The sequence below is a fragment of the Agrobacterium sp. T29 genome, from assembly GCF_006970545.1.
GTDB lineage: Bacteria > Pseudomonadota > Alphaproteobacteria > Rhizobiales > Rhizobiaceae > Agrobacterium > Agrobacterium leguminum.
The window spans coordinates 440,319-458,878 of record NZ_CP040641.1 but is presented as its reverse complement, the minus strand read 5'-3'; the positions used below and the strand labels follow the sequence as shown (position 1 = coordinate 458,878).

16 protein-coding genes and 1 riboswitch are annotated in these 18,560 nt (G+C 61.9%); of the genes, 5 read left to right on the top strand and 11 right to left on the bottom strand.

Annotated features, from left to right (window positions below):
* Positions 1 to 3: 3 nt before the first annotated feature.
* A complete protein-coding gene (locus FGF54_RS17040; RefSeq protein ID WP_142780512.1) occupies positions 4 to 1,377 on the bottom strand; it encodes an aspartate aminotransferase family protein in 1,374 nt (457 codons plus the stop codon).
* Between the two features lie 15 nt (positions 1,378 to 1,392).
* On the bottom strand, positions 1,393 to 2,229 hold the full coding sequence (locus tag FGF54_RS17035; RefSeq protein ID WP_142780511.1) for a GNAT family N-acetyltransferase: 837 nt from the start codon (positions 2,227 to 2,229) through the stop codon (positions 1,393 to 1,395).
* Between FGF54_RS17035 and FGF54_RS17030 the strand changes: the two genes are divergently transcribed.
* The 4 genes from FGF54_RS17030 to FGF54_RS17015 all read left to right on the top strand — a co-directional run bounded on the left by FGF54_RS17030 (position 2,194) and on the right by FGF54_RS17015 (position 5,706).
* Complete coding sequence (locus FGF54_RS17030) at positions 2,194 to 2,544, top strand: hypothetical protein (RefSeq protein ID WP_137004789.1); 351 nt, start codon at positions 2,194 to 2,196, stop codon at positions 2,542 to 2,544. The genes FGF54_RS17035 and FGF54_RS17030 overlap by 36 nt on opposite strands.
* 7 nt (positions 2,545 to 2,551) lie before the next feature.
* Positions 2,552 to 3,220 (top strand): haloacid dehalogenase type II, encoded by a 669-nt coding sequence (locus tag FGF54_RS17025; RefSeq protein ID WP_035221404.1) that lies wholly within the window; start codon positions 2,552 to 2,554, stop codon positions 3,218 to 3,220.
* A 15-nt stretch (positions 3,221 to 3,235) separates the two neighbouring features.
* Entirely contained in the window at positions 3,236 to 4,510 is a 1,275-nt protein-coding gene (locus tag FGF54_RS17020; RefSeq protein WP_142780510.1) for an FAD-binding oxidoreductase, read from the top strand.
* A 254-nt stretch (positions 4,511 to 4,764) separates the two neighbouring features.
* Positions 4,765 to 5,706 (top strand): IS110 family transposase, encoded by a 942-nt coding sequence (locus FGF54_RS17015; protein ID WP_142778744.1) that lies wholly within the window; start codon positions 4,765 to 4,767, stop codon positions 5,704 to 5,706.
* A gap of 202 nt (positions 5,707 to 5,908) precedes the next feature.
* Here the strand turns inward: FGF54_RS17015 and FGF54_RS17010 are convergent, their stop codons facing one another.
* The 9 genes from FGF54_RS17010 to argE form a co-directional block, all read right to left on the bottom strand.
* Complete coding sequence (locus tag FGF54_RS17010; protein ID WP_003524657.1) at positions 5,909 to 7,366, bottom strand: NAD-dependent succinate-semialdehyde dehydrogenase; 1,458 nt, start codon at positions 7,364 to 7,366, stop codon at positions 5,909 to 5,911.
* A gap of 15 nt (positions 7,367 to 7,381) precedes the next feature.
* Entirely contained in the window at positions 7,382 to 8,425 is a 1,044-nt protein-coding gene (locus tag FGF54_RS17005) for a tartrate dehydrogenase (protein WP_142780509.1), read from the bottom strand.
* 13 nt (positions 8,426 to 8,438) lie between these two features.
* Positions 8,439 to 9,902, bottom strand: a complete 1,464-nt coding sequence (locus FGF54_RS17000; protein ID WP_142780508.1) for an aldehyde dehydrogenase — start codon at positions 9,900 to 9,902, stop codon at positions 8,439 to 8,441.
* Between the two features lie 141 nt (positions 9,903 to 10,043).
* Positions 10,044 to 12,011: a hydantoinase B/oxoprolinase family protein gene (locus FGF54_RS16995; RefSeq protein WP_142780507.1), complete on the bottom strand. Its 1,968-nt coding sequence runs from the start codon at positions 12,009 to 12,011 to the stop codon at positions 10,044 to 10,046.
* A gap of 3 nt (positions 12,012 to 12,014) precedes the next feature.
* The gene (locus FGF54_RS16990; protein ID WP_142780506.1) at positions 12,015 to 14,057 is read right to left on the bottom strand and encodes a hydantoinase/oxoprolinase family protein; all 2,043 of its coding nucleotides are present in this window, start codon (positions 14,055 to 14,057) and stop codon (positions 12,015 to 12,017) included.
* Between the two features lie 128 nt (positions 14,058 to 14,185).
* Entirely contained in the window at positions 14,186 to 14,641 is a 456-nt protein-coding gene (locus FGF54_RS16985) for a GNAT family N-acetyltransferase (protein ID WP_078053503.1), read from the bottom strand.
* Positions 14,638 to 14,994 (bottom strand): cupin domain-containing protein, encoded by a 357-nt coding sequence (locus FGF54_RS16980; protein WP_035264219.1) that lies wholly within the window; start codon positions 14,992 to 14,994, stop codon positions 14,638 to 14,640. Before FGF54_RS16980 ends, FGF54_RS16985 begins: the two co-directional genes overlap by 4 nt.
* A gap of 26 nt (positions 14,995 to 15,020) precedes the next feature.
* Positions 15,021 to 15,944 (bottom strand): glyoxylate/hydroxypyruvate reductase A, encoded by a 924-nt coding sequence (locus FGF54_RS16975; protein WP_142780505.1) that lies wholly within the window; start codon positions 15,942 to 15,944, stop codon positions 15,021 to 15,023.
* Positions 15,945 to 15,967: 23 nt separating this feature from the next.
* The gene (argE, locus tag FGF54_RS16970; protein ID WP_142780504.1) at positions 15,968 to 17,092 is read right to left on the bottom strand and encodes an acetylornithine deacetylase; all 1,125 of its coding nucleotides are present in this window, start codon (positions 17,090 to 17,092) and stop codon (positions 15,968 to 15,970) included.
* A gap of 203 nt (positions 17,093 to 17,295) precedes the next feature.
* On the opposite strand from argE, the gene FGF54_RS16965 reads away from it, so the two are divergent.
* A complete protein-coding gene (locus FGF54_RS16965; protein WP_142780503.1) occupies positions 17,296 to 18,174 on the top strand; it encodes a GNAT family N-acetyltransferase in 879 nt (292 codons plus the stop codon).
* Positions 18,175 to 18,213: 39 nt separating this feature from the next.
* A riboswitch (cobalamin riboswitch) is annotated at positions 18,214 to 18,449 on the top strand.
* Positions 18,450 to 18,560 lie beyond the last annotated feature (111 nt).

Below are 18,560 nucleotides of genomic sequence, written 5' to 3'. Positions count from 1 at the left end.
GCCTCAGGCCATGGCGGCCCGTACCGCGGGGTCTTCGAGCGTCTGGTCGAGGGTCTTCAGCGTCCGCTCGATGATGGCGTCGATCTCGCTGTCGGTGCAGCAGAGGGGCGGCGCGTAACCCAGAATACCGTTCGCAAAGGCGCGCACAATCAGACCGTTTTCCCAGGCGCGGTCGAAAACCTTGCGTGCGGGGGCCGCAGCGGCCGGCAGCGGCGTTTTCTTGTCCTTGTCGGTCACGAGTTCGACGGCGGCGAGCATGCCGCGCCCGCGGACATCGCCGACCAGCGGATGGCCTCTCAGGCTCTCAAGCCCCGCCATCAGCCTTTCACCGGCGCGGCGGCCGTTTTCCAGCAGCCCGCCCTCGTAAAGTTTCAGCACTTCGAGGCCGACGGCGGCGCTGACGGGATGGGCGGAATAGGTGTAGCCATGCCCGATTGCGGCCTCGCCTGCGAAGTCGGCTATTGTATCATAGACGTGGTCCGCCATGAAGACGGCGCCCATCGGCACGTAGCCGGAGGTGAGACCCTTGGCGGTGGTGATGAAGTCCGGCACGATATCCTCGTCGGCACAGGCAAATAGCGGCCCCGTGCGGCCAAAGCCGGTGATGACTTCGTCGGCGACGAAAAGGATGCCATAGGACCGGCAGAGGTCGCGCATGGCCTTGATCCAGCCGGGAGGCGGCACGAGAACCCCGCCGGAACCCTGGATCGGCTCCGCATAGAAGGCGGCGACGCGGTCCGGACCGATCGTCTCGATCTTGTCCTTCAGGATTTGCAGGGAGGATGCGATGATGGCGGCAGGGTCGCTTCCCACCGGGTTACGGTAGGCGTAGTGCGACGGGATTTTGTGCTGCCAGTCGTAGGGCACGCCGAAACCGGCATGGAAAGCGGGCAGGGCGGTGAGGCCCGAACCGGCGGTGGTGGAGCCGTGATAACCCTGTTCGATGGAAATGAACTGGTCGCGCTGTGGCTGGCCCTTGGCATGCCAGTAATAGCGGATGAACCGAATGGTGCTGTCCACCGCATCGGAACCGCCAAGCGTGAAATAGACGTGGTTGAGATCGCCCGGCGCGCGGTCGGCAAGTTCCGAGGCCAGCCGGATGGCCGGTTCGCTGCCAATGTCGAAATAGGCCGTCGCATAGGGCAATTCCCGCATCTGCTTTGCCGCCGCCTCGACGATGCTGTCATGGCCGTAACCGGCATTGACGCACCAAAGGCCGGCAAAACCGTCGATGAGCTGATGGCCAGTCATGTCGGTGACCGTGGCGCCCTTTGCCGATTGCAGCACCCGCACGCCCAGCTTCTCATGGCCGCGGAAGGAGGAGACAGGGTGCACCAGATGGGCGCGATCCAGTTCGATCAGTGAATTGCTTAACATGGGGTCTCTCCGGATTCAGCCCAGCGCCTGGCTGGTCAATGCGAATGTTTTCAGTTTTTTGTCAGCGGGGATTTCGGTTTTCGACCGGCGCATGGCGATGCCGCCGCCGACATGGCCAAGACCGCGTTCGGCAAGCCAGGGGGCAAGGCCCGTATCGGCGGTAGTATCCACGCGCAGGAATGCGCCGGGACGTTCAGAAAACACGAATGCGATCAGTTCTTTCGCGATTTCAGCATTTTCCGCCACGACCGGGCCGATGACTTCGCCGCGCCCGAAGGCGCGAAGTGCTGCAAAGCCCTTGATGACGCCCTGTTCCTGCACGAGTGCGAAACGCGCCCTTTCGGCAAGTGCTGCAAAAAGGGCCGTGCGATCCGCACCGAAAGCCTGCGCATCGAGCGCGGCGAGTTCGGCCGGATCAATGGTTTCCGCCCAGGTGACACCTTCCGGCCTGTCGGTTGCGGCCGGAATGCCCTGATGCTGGAGCACTTCGCCGCAGGCGGCGAAGCCCAGCTTTTCATAAAGGGGCAGGCCGTCGGCCGTGGCTACAAGACGGCACTCGCGATTTTCTGCTGCGTCCATTGCCGCGCCCATCAACTGGCGTCCAAGGCCGCGGCCGCGCATGCTCTCGTCCACGATCACCATATTGACGGTGGCGCAGGTGTCTCCGAGAATTGTCGCCATGGCGGTTCCGACGACACGCCCGTTTTCCAGGGCGACGAACCCCTTGCTCAGGGAAAGGACCAGCGCCCAGTCTTCTTTCCGGTGCGGCCAGCCGGCCTGGCGGGAAAGTTCAACAGCCGCGTCGAGGTGGTCCGGTTGAAACGTTTGGATATCGATCAGGCTCGCCTGCATGCCGGAACTCCGTTTTTCTGCTTATTCATTGATAGACCGATGCCGAAAGAAGATTGTCCCGACAAATGGGAAGGTTCGATATGTTTCGCTGTTGCTTTTATCCGCCGCCGCATCTTATGCCGCATCTTGTCCGCACCCGGCCGTAAACCGGGGACCGGCGGCGGCTTCCGGTTTGCCTCAACGCAACTCTCTGCCAAACTGGCGGCTGCATACGCAACAATCTGCTTCCGCGAATGGCAATTGCGGTGCGTCGACCGGGCAAAGGCTTTCTATGATCAATTCATTCCGGCACGGCCGATCCCCAAGCAAGGATGACGACGACATGACCATCTTCCGCCCGAAATACATCTCTTTCGATTGCTACGGCACGCTGATCAATTTCCAGATGGCAGAGGCCGCCCGCGATCTTTATGGCGATCGTCTCGATGAAGCGCAGATGCAGCAGTTCATCAAGAATTTTGCGGCCTATCGTCTGGATGAGATCATGGGCGACTGGAAGCCCTATGCCCAGGTGGTTCACAATTCGCTTTCGCGCAGCTGCAAGCGCAATGGCGTGGCCTTCAAGGATGAAGATGCCACCTTCGTTTACGAGCGCGTTCCGACCTGGGGCCCGCATGCCGATGTTCCGGCCGGGCTTGCCAAGGTTGCGAAGGAAATTCCCCTCGTCATCCTGTCCAACGCCATGAATTCGCAGATCATGTCGAATGTCGAAAAGCTCGGTGCGCCCTTCCACGCGGTCTACACCGCCGAGCAGGCGCAGGCCTACAAGCCGCGCTTCAAGGCTTTCGAATATATGTTCGACATGCTGGGCTGCGGTCCGGAAGACATGCTGCATGTTTCCTCCTCGTTCCGTTACGACCTGATGTCGGCCCATGATCTCGGCATCAAGAACAAGGTCTGGGTCAATCGCGGTCACGAGCCCGCCAATCCCTACTACGGTTATGTCGAAATCGCCGATATTTCCGGCCTGGCAGGCGTGGTTGGATTGTAAGGAAAGGTCGGGACCATGAAGTTCGTCTCCTATTGGCACGATACCGCGCCGCAATTTTCAGGTGCCGCGCAAGGTCCCGTCGAAGGTCATTACGATGTCGCCGTCATCGGTGGAGGTTTCACCGGTCTCGGGGCCGCGCGCCAGCTGGCCAAGGCCGGTGCGCGGGTGGTCGTTCTTGAAGCGGAGCGGGTCGGCTGGGGCGCCTCCGGCCGCAATGGCGGGCATCTCAACAATGGTCTTGCCCATTCCTATCTCTCCGCCAAGGCCGAGCTTGGCAAGGAACGCGCGATCGCCCTCTACAGGGCGCTCGATTCCTCCATCGATACGCTGGAGGGGCTGATCGCGGAGGAGGGCATCGATTGCAACTTCCGCCGCTCGGGCAAGCTGAAGCTCGCCTCCAAGCCGCAGCATTTCGAAGGGCTGGCGAAGAATTTCGAGGCGCTGCATGCCGAGGTCGATCCCGATACCGCGCTTCTTTCCGCAGCCGATCTCAAGTCGGAGATCGGCTCGCCCTTTTATGGCGCCATGCTGTCGAAGAAGAGCGCCATGATGCATATGGGTCGCTACGTGGCCGGCCTTGCCGAAGCCGCCAGCCGTCATGGCGCGGTGATCTTCGAAAATGCGGCGGTGACGAAGCACATCCAGAACGGCAGGACCCATGAACTGGAAACCTCGCGCGGCAAGGTGACGGCCGACAATGTTCTGGTGGCGACCGGCGCTTACACGCCGCCCGGCTTCGGTTATTTCCGTCGCCGCATCATCGCCGTCGGCAGTTTCATCATCGCCACGCGGCCGCTGACGGATGCCGAGGTTCAGGCCTCGGTTCCGGGTAACCGCACCTATGTCAACTCGATGAATATCGGCAATTATTTCCGGCTCGCGCCGGATAACCGGCTGATCTTCGGCGGCCGTGCGCGCTTTTCCGCCACGTCGGACCAGCGTTCAGACGCCAAAAGCGGTGCGATACTGACGGAAAGCCTGCATCGCATCTTCCCGCAGCTTGTCCATGTGCCGATCGATTATTGCTGGGGCGGTCTGGTGGACATGACCAAGGACCGTTATCCGCGCGCCGGTTTCCATGACGGCGTCTGGTACGCCATGGGCTATTCCGGCCACGGTGCGCAGCTTTCCACCCATCTCGGCATGATCATGGCCGACGCCATTCTCGGACGGCCGGATAACAACCCGCTGAAGGGACTGGAATGGCCGGCGGTGCCGGGTCATTTCGGCAAGCCGTGGTTCCTGCCGCTGGTGGGCTTTTATTACAAGATGCTGGACAAGATTCAGTAGAGTGCGGTCGCTTCCTGTCGCTCAGGCTTCTTACGAACCATCCTCCACATTCGACGTCATCCTCGGGCTTGTGTGGAGGATTTGTGGTTTACTGGATGCATCAGCCGGGCATCGCAAACCCGGCTGATGCAGGCAGGCGGCCGTTTTTTCGGGCTGGTTTAGACAGCCGAGGACAAGCAAGGCCCTGCCTGCTCCCTTTGACCCCGAACGGTTGATCGGGCTTTTGCCCGCACCACAAGCCTGGGAGCAAGGCCATGATACACGATATCGCCGTCGTCGGCATTGACGTTTCCAAGCAGTATTTCGACATCCATATCCACCCCGCCGGTAAAAGCTTTCGTTGCGGTTCGTCACCGCACGAGATCACGCAGCTTGCCCGGCGTCTTTGGGAGCTGGGGCCGGTCGCCGTCGGCCTCGAAGCCTCGGGCGGCTATGAAAGTAGGCTGGCCGATGGTCTTCATGCCGCCGGCCTTGAGGTTTATATCGTCGCCCCCGCCCGCGTGCGCAGCTTTGCCCGCGCCATCGGCCAGCTGGCCAAGACCGACCGCATCGATGCGGCCATGATTGCGCGTTATCTGGCGGCGGTGCGGCGTGACCTCACACCCTACGCGCCTGATCCGGCTTGCCGCAGGATGCATGCGATCAGCGCCCACCGCCGGCGCCTGCTGGCCGAAAGGAGTGGGCTCGTCAGCCAGCTCGACACCATCGACGAACCGCTGGTGCGCGACCTGATCGAGGAGCGTCTGCGGACCATCGCACAGGATATTGCCACATTGGATGCGGCAATCGACGATGTGCTGACGCAGACGCCGAGGCTGCGCAAAAGCCATGCCCGCCTTCGCCAGGTCACCGGCGTCGGGCCGGTCCTGGCAACGGCGTTGCTTGCCGACATGCCGGAGCTGGGAAAAGTCTCTGCAAAAGTCGCCGCCGCCCTTGTCGGGGTGGCGCCTTATGCTCGCCAGTCGGGCGCAACCGAACGAAACGGGCGATGTGCAGGGGGCAGAAAACATCTGCGCGACATCGCCTATATGGCCGTACTCAGCGCCATCAAGGTCAGAGACCCTGTTCTTGGCGGCTTCTATCAACGGCTCAGAATGCGCGGCAAGCCTTTCAAACTCGCCATCATCGCAACCGTGCGAAAGCTCATCACAATCCTCAACGCAATCGCTCGATCAGACCCGGCATTCGCACAGTAGATCCACGGTTGCTTGTCCCGAGGATCTGTCCACCTATCGTAAAATCAATCGGTAGCAGATGCTCGGGACAGGCCCGAGCATGACGGAGGAGAGGTTTGTGGGCGTTCCATCAGTCTAACAGCAGCTGTCCGGCCGTTTTATTGCCTCCACACAAAAAGAAGGGCCGCAGAGCGGCCCTTTAGGCGGGGAGAAGGAAGCGGGCTCAGGAAAGCCCGCCAATATGAAACGTCTTGATCTCCAGATATTCCTCGATGCCGACCTGTGCGCCCTCACGGCCGAGGCCGGATTGTTTGACGCCGCCGAAGGGGGCGACTTCGGTGGAGATCGCGCCGGTGTTGAGGCCGACCATGCCGAATTCCAGCGCCTCACCCACGCGCCAGGCGCGTTTCAGGCTTTCGGTATAGAAATAGGCGGCGAGGCCGAAGGGCGTACCGTTGGCGATGGCGATGGCTTCTTCTTCCGTCTCGAAACGGAAGAGCGGTGCTACCGGTCCGAAGGTTTCTTCGCTTGCCAGCCGCATCCCGGTCGTGGCGCCGGTCAGCACCACGGGGGCGGTATATTGCGGACCTTCCGGCAGATCGTGCGGCCTGGTGATGATCTTCGCACCCTTGGAGACCGCGTCATCGATATGGGCGCGGATCTTGGCGATGGCCGGCTCGTTGATCATCGGGCCGATGGAAACGCCTGCTTCCGTTCCGGGTCCGACCCGCATGGCGTCGACACGATCCGCCAGTTTTTTCGCAAACGCGTCATAAACGCTCGACTGCACGAGAATGCGGTTGGCGCAAACGCAGGTCTGGCCGCCGTTGCGGAATTTCGAAACCAGCGCGCCTTCGATGGCGAGATCGAGATCGGCATCGTCGAAAACGATGAAGGGCGCGTTGCCACCCAGTTCGAGTGACAGGCGTTTGACGCTGTCGGCAGCCCCCCGCATCAAAAGCGAGCCGACACGGGTGGAGCCGGTGAAGGAAATTTTCCGCACCGTCTCGTTGGCCATGATTTCGTTGCCGATTTCCGTCGGCATACCGGTGACGATGTTGATGACGCCCGCGGGAATGCCGGCCCGTTCGGCGAGCACGCCGAGCGCCAGGGCCGAATAGGGCGTGAATTCCGAAGGTTTGATGACCACGGTGCAGCCGGCCGCAAGTGCTGGCGCGACCTTGCGGGTGATCATGGCGTTCGGGAAGTTCCACGGGGTGATGATGCCGCAGACGCCGACTGCTTCTTTCAGCACCACGATACGCCGATCCGGCGTCGGTGAAGGAATGGTGCCGCCACTGATACGCCGGGCCTCTTCAGCAAACCATTTGACGAAGGATGCGCCGTAGCGGATTTCGCCCTTCGCTTCATCCAGCGGTTTGCCCTGTTCGGTGGTCAGGATCAGGCCGAGATCGTCGACATTGTCGATCATCAGCGCGAACCATTTTTCCAGAAGCGCTGCGCGCTCCGCGTGGGTCTTTTTCTTCCACGGTCCGAAGGCGGCATTGGCGGCTTCGATTGCCGCACGGGTTTCCGCGCCGCCCATATCCGGCACGGTGCCGATGACCGCCTGCGTCGCCGGGTCGATCACGTCGACCGCCTTGCCCGATGCCGCCGCCTTCCATGCGCCGCCGATCAAGCCCGTCTGGCGAAAGAGTTCCTTGTCCTTCAAACCCTGCATCATAATTCTCCGAAATCAGTCGAGTGCCGCGAGAACCGCGGCGGTGATGGCGTCTGTCTTGTCCTTGCCCGGCACAGTGCCGATACCCCGGCCGGTCGCCGTTTCCAGCGCCGTCATGATACGCACGGCCGCGTCTTTTTCGCCGAGATGCTCGAGCATCATCGCGCCGGACCAGATGGCGGCGATGGGGTTGGCGATGCCGAGATGGGCGATATCCGGGGCCGAACCGTGCACCGGCTCGAACATCGAAGGCGCGCTGCGGTCGGGATTGATATTGGCGGAGGCGGCAAAGCCGAGGCCGCCCTGAATGGCTGCGCCGAGGTCGGTCAGAATGTCGCCGAAGAGGTTGGAGGCGACGACGACATCGAGGCTTTCCGGGGCCATAACCATGCGGGCCGCCATGGCGTCGATGTGGTAGCTGGAAACCTCGACGTCTGGATACTCGGTGGCGAGCTTGTGAGTCACCTCGTCCCAGAACACCATCGAATATTTCTGGGCATTGGACTTGGTGATGGAGGCAAGCTTGCCGCGACGCTTCTGCGCCTGTTCGAAGCCGAAGCGCAGGATGCGCTCCACACCCTTGCGGGTGAAGATCGAGGTTTCGACCGCAACTTCATCGTCGGTGCCCTGATGCACGCGGCCACCGGCGCCGGAATATTCGCCCTCCGTGTTCTCGCGGATGCAGAGAATGTCGAAGCCATCGGCCTTCAAAGGCCCCTGCACGCCGGGCAGAAGCCGGTGCGGGCGGATATTGGCATATTGCACGAAAGCCTTGCGGATCGGCAGCAGCAGGCCGTGCAGCGAGACCGAGTCCGGCACTTCCGCCGGCCAACCGACTGCGCCGAGCAGAATGGCGTCGAAGCCGCGCAGTGTTTCGATGCCGTCCTTCGGCATCATCACGCCGGTTTCCTTGTAGAAGGCGCAGGACCAGGGGAATTCCGTTCCTTCAAGCGCAAAACCGGAGGTTTTGGCGGCGGCGTTGAGCACCTGCCATGCGGCGTCCGTCACGCTTTTGCCGATGCCGTCTCCGGGAATGAGTGCGATGCGATGCGTTTTCAAGACATTTCCCCTGTTACAGTCCGATAAGGACGCTTTTGCTCTTGCGGTTGGCGAGATAGGCCTCGCGGCCGAGATCCTTGCCGATGCCGGAGCGCTTGTAACCGCCTGTCGGTAATATGTGGTCGCGGGAGCGGCCGTAACGGTTGACCCAGATCGTTCCCGCCTGAATGGCGCGTGACAGGCGCATCACACGCGAGATATCACGGCTGAAAAGACCCGCCGCCAGACCGTAAGTCGGATGATCGGAAAGCGCCAGAGCCTCTTCTTCCGTCCGGAATGTCTGCAGCGTCAGCACCGGCCCGAAGATTTCTTCGGTGACGGCGGGCGATGTCTGGTCGACATTGGCGATCAGCGTCGGCTGGTAGAAATAGCCGGGGCCGTCCATGATCGCGCCGCCCGTCAGGCATTCGCCGCCATGGGCGACCGCGGCCCGCACGATACCGTCGATGCGTTTGCGCTGCACCTCGGAAATAATAGGTGAATATTGCGTCGTCTCGTCCCATGTCGGGCCGGGCTTCACCGCCTTCATGCGGGCGATGATCGCGGCGGAAAGGGCATCTGCCGCACTTTCCTCAACGATGATGCGGGAACCGGCCACGCAGGCCTGCCCGGCATTGGAGAGAATATTGCCGGCAATTGCCGCCGCCGCCTTCTCGATATCGGCATCGGCGAAGACGAGTTGCGGGCTCTTGCCGCCGAGTTCCAGCGTCATGGGCCTGATGCCGGTGCGGGCGATATTGGCCATGATGGCCGAACCCGCGGCCGTGGAGCCGGTGAAGCTGACCTTGGAGATATCAGGGTGTCCGGTGATGGCATTGCCGGTCACGGGCCCGTCGCCCAGCACGATGTTGATGAGACCTGCCGGCAATCCGGCCTTGATCGCCAGCTGCGCCATGAAGATGCTGGAGAAGGGCGTCATTTCCGATGGTTTCAGCACCACGGCATTGCCTGCCGCGAGCGCGGGGCCGAGCTTCCAGCCGGCCATGGAGACGGGGAAATTCCACGGCGTGATGGCGCCGACGACGCCATAGGGTTCGGTCATGATCATGCCGAGGCTTGCATCGTCGGTCGGCACCAGATCGCCGCCTTCCTTGTCCGCGAATTCGGCGAAGAAGCGGATCTGTTCGGCGGTGACGGCGATATCGCCGGCGATCAGCTGGCCCACCGGTCGTGTCGAGGACAGCGCCTCGATTTTCGCCAGCGTCTCGGCTTCCTGTTCGATCAGGTCGGCCCAGCGCTGCAAGACCTTTGTGCGCTCGCGCGGGCGCACGCCGCCCCAGTTGCTGCTCTTCAACGCGGCCTTGGCAGTCTGTACTGCCTCATCGACCAGGGCCCCATCCGCCTTGGGGCAACCGGCATATTCGATGCCGTCCGAAGGGCGGTGCATGTCGATGCCGTTTGCCGCTGGAACCAGCCGGTCGCCGATGAAGTGGCCGATCGGCAGGGATAAGCTGTCTGGATCGAAGCTGAGCGTCATGTGGAATCCTCTTTGGATATGCCCCAACGCTAATCCCTGATGGCAAGCAGCATCGACCGACTGCGGCGCGGGCGGTGAATGAAAATCCTGTTTTGCCACCGGCAGACAGCGCAATCTTCGGCGGCCGGTATATGCCGCAGGTCAAACGCCGTAGCGGGCGCTTATCCGGTCGAAAATCCCGGCCATCCGCTCGCTAAGGGGGCGGGGATCATCGCCCTCGTTTTCGACCGCTTCAAACACCCGGTGTTTCAGGAAAAAGCGCCATCCCACGGGCGATTTTTGCAGGAATTGCGTCAGAAGATCATAACGTTCCCGGGTCCATACCGCCTCGAAGGCGAGCCGCTCCGGTCCGTAGCTAATGATATCGTCCGTCTTCCGGCGCGGCGAGGCGCGCAGGGCAGCCGTCGCCTCCTCATTGATCTCGTCACCGTTGAGCACCACCCCATAGTGTCTCGCAGCATTTTCTGCCGAGACCGCACCACGCCGCACATCGCGCAGCACGGCCTGCTGCGGGCGGGTGAAGGGGTCGCCGTAACCGCCGGCTCCCGGTCCAACGACTCGAATGACATCGCCCGGACCGCAATGAACGATATCGGTATTGCCGAGCGAGATTTCGCCCTCGGTATCGGGATTGCGGAGGAAGCGGGAAATCAGCCCCGGACCTGCGCCATTGACACCCCAGCTCGCCATCACCGAACGGTTGCGGTTGCGGGCCGTGACCACCGTTTCCGGGGAGGATATTTCAAACTCCATGACAGCCGAAAGCCCGCCGCGAAAACGGCCCGCCCCGCCGGTGTCGCGTTGCAGCCCATAACGGCGGAAAAGGATCGGTACTTCCGCTTCGCTGATTTCAATCGGCGTGTTGCGCAGAAAACCGGTGGCGCCGCCCGCGCCGTCGCTGCCGTCGCAGAAGGGCGTGCCGCCGCCGCCGCCGCCGACCGGGCCGATGGAGGCCATGACCGGGCGGCCGTTCCTGTCGCTGGTCTTGATGTTCATGATGGCGTTTCCGCCGGGTGAGGCGGCGGGAATAAGCTCCGGCAGCGCCTTTGCAAAAGCGCCGATGGTGACGATCTGGGTCATGGCGCAGGTCAGCGAACGCATGCCGACGGCGGCCGGGCGCTGGCAATTGACGATCGTGCCTTCCGGCAGCACGGCCCGCGCCGGGCGCAGGGTGCCGGCATTCAGGAGCAGGCTGTTATCGAGCGTATAAAGCACATAGGTCAGTCCGACCATGACGAGTGAATGCCGCTCGCGGCCGCCGGTTGGCATGTTCAGCGACGAGCCGAGCTGCGGGTCGCTGCCGGTATAATCGAGGACGGCTTCGCCGCCGCGGATTTTCAGCGTCAGCGCCACGCGGCATGGCCGCCCGCCGACGGAATCCTCATCGGCATAATCGGCAAAGAAATAGTCGCCATCGGGCACCCGGGTGAGGATTTGCCGGGTCTGCTCTTCCGCATAGTCGAAAATCTGGCGCACACCGTCCAGAAAATCGTCAAAGCCGAAACGGGCGACGATCTCCTGCATCTTGCGTTCGCCGATATTGACGGAGGCGATCTGGGCGTGGAGGTCGCCGATATTCTGCTCCGGCATGCGGACATTGGCCTTCATCATGTCGATGATGAAGGGATCGAGCCTGCCTTTGCGCACGAGCTTGACCGGCGGGATGCGCAGGCCTTCCTGCTCGATTTCGGAAAGCGAGCGGGACAATGAGGCGGGAACCGCGCCGCCGACATCGGTATTGTGGATGTGTCCAACCACGAAACAGGCAATTTTGCCCTCATGGAAGACCGGTTTCCAGATGTGGATATCTGGAGAGTGAGTGGCGACGAAACCGCTATAGGGATCGTTGGTGATGCAGATATCGCCCTCTTCATATTCCTCGAACATGGAAAGCAGCGGCGCGTAGTCGATACCGCTATACCAGGGCGCGCCGAATTGCCGGGGATTGGCGAAGGCCAGCCCCTCGCGCGTCACCACCTGGCAGGAAAAATCCTCGGTCTCCTTGACGAAGGCGGAATGGGCGGTGCGCATCAGCGTAAAGGCCATGGCATCGGCGGCGGCCGAGCAGAAATTGGCGAGCACCTTGAGATTGCGGCGATCGATGGTCATGGGTCAAAACTCCCGCTTGGTAATGACGAGATTGCCGAAACGGTCCACATGGACCGAAAAGCCGGGCGGCACGACGGTGGTGGTATCGTCCTGAAGGACGATGGCGGGGCCGTCGAAATCGTGACCGCTCGCCAGATCGTCACGATGATAGATCGCCAAGTCGTGCTCCATGCCGCCAAACCAGCCTTTCGTGTGAAAGCGCGGCGTTGCGGGGCCAGTGGCCACGCCTGTCTCGCGAAGCGGCGGCTTCGGTGTTTTCCCGGAGACGACAAGTCTGAGATTGACCATCTGCACCGCCGCCCGTTCATCGGAATGACCGTAGAGGCGAGCATGCTCCTCATGGAAAGCCCCGTTTATCGCACCGGCGTCGCCGCTGCCCAGCCATTCCGGCTGGAGCGTTGTTTCGATTTCGTAGGATTGGCCGCGGTAGCGCATGTCGGCGGAAAGCCGCATCTCGCAATCGCCGTCAAAACCCTGTTCCTTCAGCCAGTTGCGGCCGGTTTCCTGCATTTCGGCGAGAAGGGGGGCGAGATCGGAGGCCTCCCTGTCGTTCACATCGCAATAGGTGGTGCGGATGAAATCGTTCTTCAGATCGGCAATCAGGCCGCCGAGCGCGGAAACGACGCCCGGGGTGGGCGGCACCACCACACCCTTCATGTCCAGCTCGCGGGCGAGGAAGCAGGCGAGCATCGCGCCGGCGCCGCCGAAAGCGAAGAGGTGAAATTCGCGTGGGTCGATGGCGAAACGGGAGGTGAGGGCGTTCACCTCCGCATACATGCCGGAGACGGCGATATCGACGATGTTGCCGGCGAGCGCCTCGACGGAAAGGCCGAGTTTTTCAGCGAGCGGCGAGAGCGCGGCGCGCGACGCGGCGTGATCGACGGTCACCGCGCCATAACCGAGCGGCATATGGCCAATGAGATTGGCGGCCGCCATGGCATCCGTGATCGTCGGGCGGTCGCCGCCGCGTCCGTAACAGGCCGGCCCCGGCGTCGAGCCGACACTTTCAGGCCCGACCTGCAACAGCCCGAGGCTGTCGACCCATGCGACCGAGCCGCCGCCCTGGCCGACGGAGCTGACCGAAACGGAGGGGACATGAATCTGGAAATCGCCGATCAGCTCGCCGACCCCATATTGGGCCTCGCCATCAAGGATAACGGCCACATCGGCGCTGGTGCCGCCGATATCGAGGCTCATCACTCGCTCAAAGCCGCTGGCCTTTGCCAGATAACCCGCGCCGATGACGCCGGAAGCGGTGCCCGACAGGATCATCTGCACACATTCCCGCCGCGCCTGATCGATGCCCATGACGCCGCCATTGGTCTTGGTGATGAGCAGCGGGCAGGCAATGCCTTGCCCGCGCAGCACCGTTTCGAAACGGTCGAGGTAATGTGCGACGCGCGGCTGGACATAACCGCTGATGACGGCGGTGACGGTGCGCTCATATTCCCGGATGATCGGCCATGTCTCGGCAGAGGAGACCACCGGCAATTGCGGCGCGATGCGTTCGATCATCGCCTTCACGGCAAGTTCGTTTTCGGGATTGCGGTAGGAATGCAGGAAGGCGAGCACAATACCGTCGCAACCGGCGGCAAGTGCGCCGGCGACAGCCTGCGCCACATTCTCTTCGTTCGGGGCGAGCTTTACCTCGCCGGTCGCCAGCATGCGCTCGGCTATGCCGAAAACCCGTTCACGCGGGATGAGCGGTTCCGGCCGCACGGAATAGAGATTGTGGATCTGCGGAATTTTAAGGCGTGCAACGCCCAGCACGTCCTCGAAATTTTCGGTGGTGAACAGCGCGACGTTCTGGCCGTTGCGCTGGATCACGGTGTTGACGCCGACGGTGGTTCCATGGGTGAAGTAGGAGACGTCCTTAGCTTCGATGCCGTCGCGCTTTTTCAGCGTATCGAGCGCGAGAAGGATTTCTTCTCCGGGCGCATCGGGGCGGGAAAACACCTTCAGGGTGGAAAGCGAGCCGGTCCCATCGTCGAACACGGCAAAATCCGTAAACGACCCGCCCACATCGACGCCGATGCGATATCCCATCTCTTCCGTCTCCTTTTCCAGTCCGGACGATGCTGTCATCGGGACCGGAAAAGGGCCAAGCATTTATGGGGTAAGGGTCATAGCCCCAGGTTATGAGGATGGCCGGGGTGACCCATAGGGAGGGTTGTTCAACCCTCGCCGGGTTTCGGCACCGTCATGTAATATTCGGGATGAGGTGCTGCGCGATAGCCGGCCTTTTCGTAAACGCCATGGGCGTCGCGGGTCGCCAGCATCCAGCTCGATACCGTCGAAAGCTCCGGGTGTTTGCGTATCTCGGTGGCGATCCACGACGCAAGGCCGCGACCGCGATGATCCTCCACCGTGAAGACATCGCGCAGATAGCCGAAAACGGCATAATCCGTCACCAGACGGGCGAAGGCGGCCATGGAGCCGTCAGGGGCGTAAACGCCGACCGGCAGCGAATGCGAAAGCGCCCGCTTCAGCCGGTCGGCGGTCATTCCCTGCGCCCAGTAGGAATCGCGGGCGAGAAAACCATGGACCAGATCGAAATCCACCCGTGCCGGATCGGTGCTCAGCACGTAGCCGTCGCGGGTGATTTCGAAAATGGCCGGTTCCCAGTTCATCCGTTCACCGTAACATAGATCTTGCGGACGGTTTCGATGGTTTTCCACACGCCGACGAAGCCCGGCTTCATGACGAAGCTGTCGCCAGCCGTATAACGCAGCGGTTCGCCGCCTTCCGGCGTGATTTCGATGACGCCTTCGAGAATATGGCAGAATTCGAAGGTTTCGCCCTTGATCGAACGGCTTTCGCCCGGCGTCGCTTCCCAGATGCCGGTGTGGACGGTGCCGTTGCGGGCTTCGTCCAGCGGCCAGGTCTTGAAGGACGGATCGCCGGAGATAAGGCGTTCCGGCAGAGCCTTGGAGGCTTTCGGTTCGAAGGCGGGGTGCGTGTCGATGGTCTTGAGAAGCGGCATGGGTGTCCTTTCCTGGAACGGTATGATCAATATCCGCGATTGCGGTCGACGAGGCCGAGCGGCTCGAGGCCGGATTGGTATCGTTTGATGTTCTCGACAACGGTGCGCGCTGCCGAATGCGGCTGGGTGACGCTGGCGATGTGCGGCGTCAGGAGAATTTTCGGATGCGTCCAGAAGGCATGGTCTTCCGGAAGCGGTTCCGGATCGGTGACGTCGATCACGGCACCCGAAAGCCTGCCGCTGTCCAGCGCATCGATGAGGGCGTCGTGGTCGAGCTGTTTGCCGCGCCCGGCGTGAACCAGCCCCGCCCCCTCGGGAAGCATCCCCAGGCGTTCGCCATTCAGAAGTCCCGTCGTTTCGTCGGTCAGCGGCAGCAGGCAAACGAGAATATCGCTGGTCGAAAGGATCGTGGACAATCCGGCTTCGCCATGATGGCAGGTCACGCCATCGATCTCGCGCGGTGAACGGCTCCAGCCGGAGAGCGGAAAGCCGAAGGGTTTCAACCGTTCCAGCGCCGCAACGCCCAGCATGCCGAGGCCGAGAACGCCCACCCGGCAGTCTTCTGCCTGACGCTGCGGCAGGGCCTTCCAGAGTTGCTGGCGCTGCTGCTTCAAATAGAGCGGCAGGTTGCGGTGAAGCGCCAGCACGCCGAGGCTCACATATTCCTGCATCATGCGGATGATGCCTTCATCCACCATGCGCACGACTTTTACATGCGCAGGGACGGCATCGATGTGAAACTGATCGACGCCCGCACCGATGGAAAACAGGATTTCGAGATTGCGGTAGCGGCCGATATCATCAGGCACGGTCCAGGTGATGAGGTATCGAACCGCATCCGGATCGACGCTTTCGGCATCCATCGAAAAGGGTAGTTCCGGCAGGTCGCGGGCCAGAGCCTGCCGGAAAATCTCGCCGCGCTTCGCGTCGGAATTGAAGAAGAAAGTCATCTGAAATCCGTGGTTACGAAGGTTTAAACCGTGCAGCGGTTCGCCAGTGTTTCCAGCATTGACTGGCAGGCCAACAATTCGCCGGCCGTTATGAATTCGTCCGGTTTGTGGGCGCGGCCGATATCGCCCGGTCCGCAGATGATGGCGTCGATGCCGGCCGCCTGAAAAAGCCCGGCTTCCGTGCCATAGCTGACGGCGGCGATGCAGGGCGCGTCGGTCAATTCTTCCAGAAGTTTCACGAGCGGCGCATCGGCGGCAAGGGAGAGCGCCGGATAATCGCTCATCGGCGTCCATTCTATGTCGATACCCCTGGCGGCGAGCGCTTCGACGCCGTCGCGCACCGGTTGGAGCAGGGCGACCGGCGACACGCCAGCAATCGCCCGCGCTTCCAGTTCGATGGCGCAGAGATCGGGGATGATATTGATCGCCTGTCCGCCTTTCGCCGTGCCGATCTGCAGGGAGGAATAGGGCGGCTCGAACGTCGCTTCGAAGGGACCCTCGGTGAGAGCCTGTGCGGTCTCGACCGCCTTTGCCATGATGCCGGTCATCAGATGAATGGCGTTCACGCCCTGATCCGGCCGCGAGGAATGGCCGGAGCGGCCGCGAATGGCGATGCGTGCGGCGGCCTTGCCCTTGTGGGCGCGCACGGCGCGCAGATTGCTCGGTTCGCCGATGATCGCGCCCGCCGGTTTTGCACATAGTTCCGGCAATCGGGCGATGAGATGCGGAACGCCGCGGCAGCCCGCCTCCTCGTCATAGGAAAAAGCGATGTGAACGGGCCGCTTCAGCGCCATGCGTGAAAATGCCGGTGCTGCGGCGAGAACCGTGGCCAGAAACCCTTTCATGTCGGTGGTTCCGCGTCCGTAGAGGCGCTCGCCCTCGGCTCTGAGCGTGAAGGGATCGGAGGACCATTCCGGCTCACCGGCAGGCACCACATCCATATGGCCGGACAGGATGTATCCGCTGGCATCGGTCGGGCCGAAGCTGGCGAAGAGATTGGCGCGGTCGCCTTCCGGGCCGGCAAGCAGCGATACTTTCGCGCCGTGGCTTTCCAGATAATCGGCGATCCATCCGGCGATGTCGCCATTGGCGGTTCCGACCACCGACGGGAAGCCGACAAGACGCTCCAGAATGTCGATTGCGTTCATGGCTGTCTCCGTCGCTTCAACGCCGAAAAGCTTAGAGCGGCCTGCGGCGTTTATCTGCTGAAATACGGGTGATTTCAGTAGATTGTTGTGTCCTTCCAGCGCTTTCGGAAAATTCCTGCTGACGAGGCTGGTTATCTTCGGATGTCGTGAGCTGGGCTGCCGGGATCAAGGTTCCGCGCCGGAGGGAATGAGAGCCGTTTGTCATGGAGCTGCTCAAAGTCGATAGTTTCGAGTTGCGGACAGTGGATATCGCCGATGTAGAGGCCGATCATCTGCATGCTTTGTCCATGGCTGTCGGATGGCGATATCACGCGAACGAATGGTGTTTCCTGCGGCAGTGCGGCGTCGGCCTTGCCGCGCTTGACGAAATCGATCGCGTTGTCGCAACGGCAATGCTGTTTCCTTATGATGAGGGTTTCGCCACGGTCGGCATGGTCATCGTTTCCCCTCGTTTGCAGGGGCAGGGCGTCGCACCATGGCTGGTGGGCCAGCTCATTGCGGGCTACCCTGAAGCCGCCCTGCGGTTGAACGCCACGGAAGCCTCGCGACGGCTTTTCGCACGGCTGGGTTTTTCCGGAGATATGGAGAAAGTACATCTCCTGCGCGGCAAGGCGCGCTGTCCTGCCGAGATGCCGACGCTTGGAAGAAAACAGAGAATCGAGCCGCTGTCCGAGGATCATTTGTCCGCCGTGGCGGATCTGGATCGGGCGGCTTTCGGTGTTTCGCGCCGGGGTGTCCTGCAACGCCTTCTCCGGGAAAATACGGGTTACGGCCTGTTCGAGGCCGATCGTCTTGCCGCCTTTGCATTGCGGCGTGCTGCGGGGCGGGGTCATATTGTCGGTCCGGTCGTTGCCGGTGACGAGGCGGATGCGATTGCGCTGGTGAGGCGACATTTTTCCGATCTCGACGATCAGCTTGTCCGTCTCGATGCCGTGCGGGATAGCGGTCTTCTGACCGAGTTCCTGGCGCAATCCGGGCTGGTGGTGATCGAAACGCTCACCGCCATGTCGAAAGGCGCGCCGCAACCGGCAGGCTCCGGTTCCGCAAAGATTTTCGCCCTGGCGGGCCCGTCTTTGTGCTGAGGTGCGGCACTATCGCAATTGACGCCCCGCCTCTTGCCCCTTATGTGAGAAAGCGACGGTTCCTGCAGCCGAAAGGCGAAGGGATTAATAGGGAACATGGTGCGGGCGAACTTTTTCGCCCAATGCCGTGGCTGCCCCCGCAACTGTAAGCGGATTGTCGTTCATCCCCGTGACGCTTCAAGGCGTCATGCCACTGTATTCTCCGGAATGCGGGAAGGCAGATGAGTGACGCAAATCCGTGAGCCAGGAGACCTGCCGTCGAAATATAGACCATCGTTACGGGCGGGGAAGCCCGGAGGGGGAGGTTGTAATGTTATTTCATAACATTTCGTTTGCGTCCTATTGCCGTTCTCCGTACAAGACGTCCCGCTGTTGCTGCGCGTTCT

Excerpts from the sequence above, each read along its gene's own strand:
- FGF54_RS17040 (WP_142780512.1), bottom strand. The coding sequence starts at position 1,377 with ATGTTAAGCAATTCACTGATCGAACTGGATCGCGCCCATCTGGTGCAC.
- FGF54_RS17035 (WP_142780511.1), bottom strand. The coding sequence starts at position 2,229 with ATGCAGGCGAGCCTGATCGATATCCAAACGTTTCAACCGGACCACCTC.
- FGF54_RS17025 (WP_035221404.1), top strand. The coding sequence starts at position 2,552 with ATGACCATCTTCCGCCCGAAATACATCTCTTTCGATTGCTACGGCACG.
- FGF54_RS17020 (WP_142780510.1), top strand. The coding sequence starts at position 3,236 with ATGAAGTTCGTCTCCTATTGGCACGATACCGCGCCGCAATTTTCAGGT.
- FGF54_RS17015 (WP_142778744.1), top strand. The coding sequence starts at position 4,765 with ATGATACACGATATCGCCGTCGTCGGCATTGACGTTTCCAAGCAGTAT.
- FGF54_RS17010 (WP_003524657.1), bottom strand. The coding sequence starts at position 7,366 with ATGCAGGGTTTGAAGGACAAGGAACTCTTTCGCCAGACGGGCTTGATC.
- FGF54_RS17000 (WP_142780508.1), bottom strand. The coding sequence starts at position 9,902 with ATGACGCTCAGCTTCGATCCAGACAGCTTATCCCTGCCGATCGGCCAC.
- FGF54_RS16995 (WP_142780507.1), bottom strand. The coding sequence starts at position 12,011 with ATGACCATCGATCGCCGCAATCTCAAGGTGCTCGCCAATTTCTGCTCG.
- FGF54_RS16990 (WP_142780506.1), bottom strand. The coding sequence starts at position 14,057 with ATGGGATATCGCATCGGCGTCGATGTGGGCGGGTCGTTTACGGATTTT.
- FGF54_RS16985 (WP_078053503.1), bottom strand. The coding sequence starts at position 14,641 with ATGAACTGGGAACCGGCCATTTTCGAAATCACCCGCGACGGCTACGTG.
- FGF54_RS16980 (WP_035264219.1), bottom strand. The coding sequence starts at position 14,994 with ATGCCGCTTCTCAAGACCATCGACACGCACCCCGCCTTCGAACCGAAA.
- FGF54_RS16975 (WP_142780505.1), bottom strand. The coding sequence starts at position 15,944 with ATGACTTTCTTCTTCAATTCCGACGCGAAGCGCGGCGAGATTTTCCGG.
- argE (WP_142780504.1), bottom strand. The coding sequence starts at position 17,092 with ATGAACGCAATCGACATTCTGGAGCGTCTTGTCGGCTTCCCGTCGGTG.
- FGF54_RS16965 (WP_142780503.1), top strand. The coding sequence starts at position 17,296 with ATGGAGCTGCTCAAAGTCGATAGTTTCGAGTTGCGGACAGTGGATATC.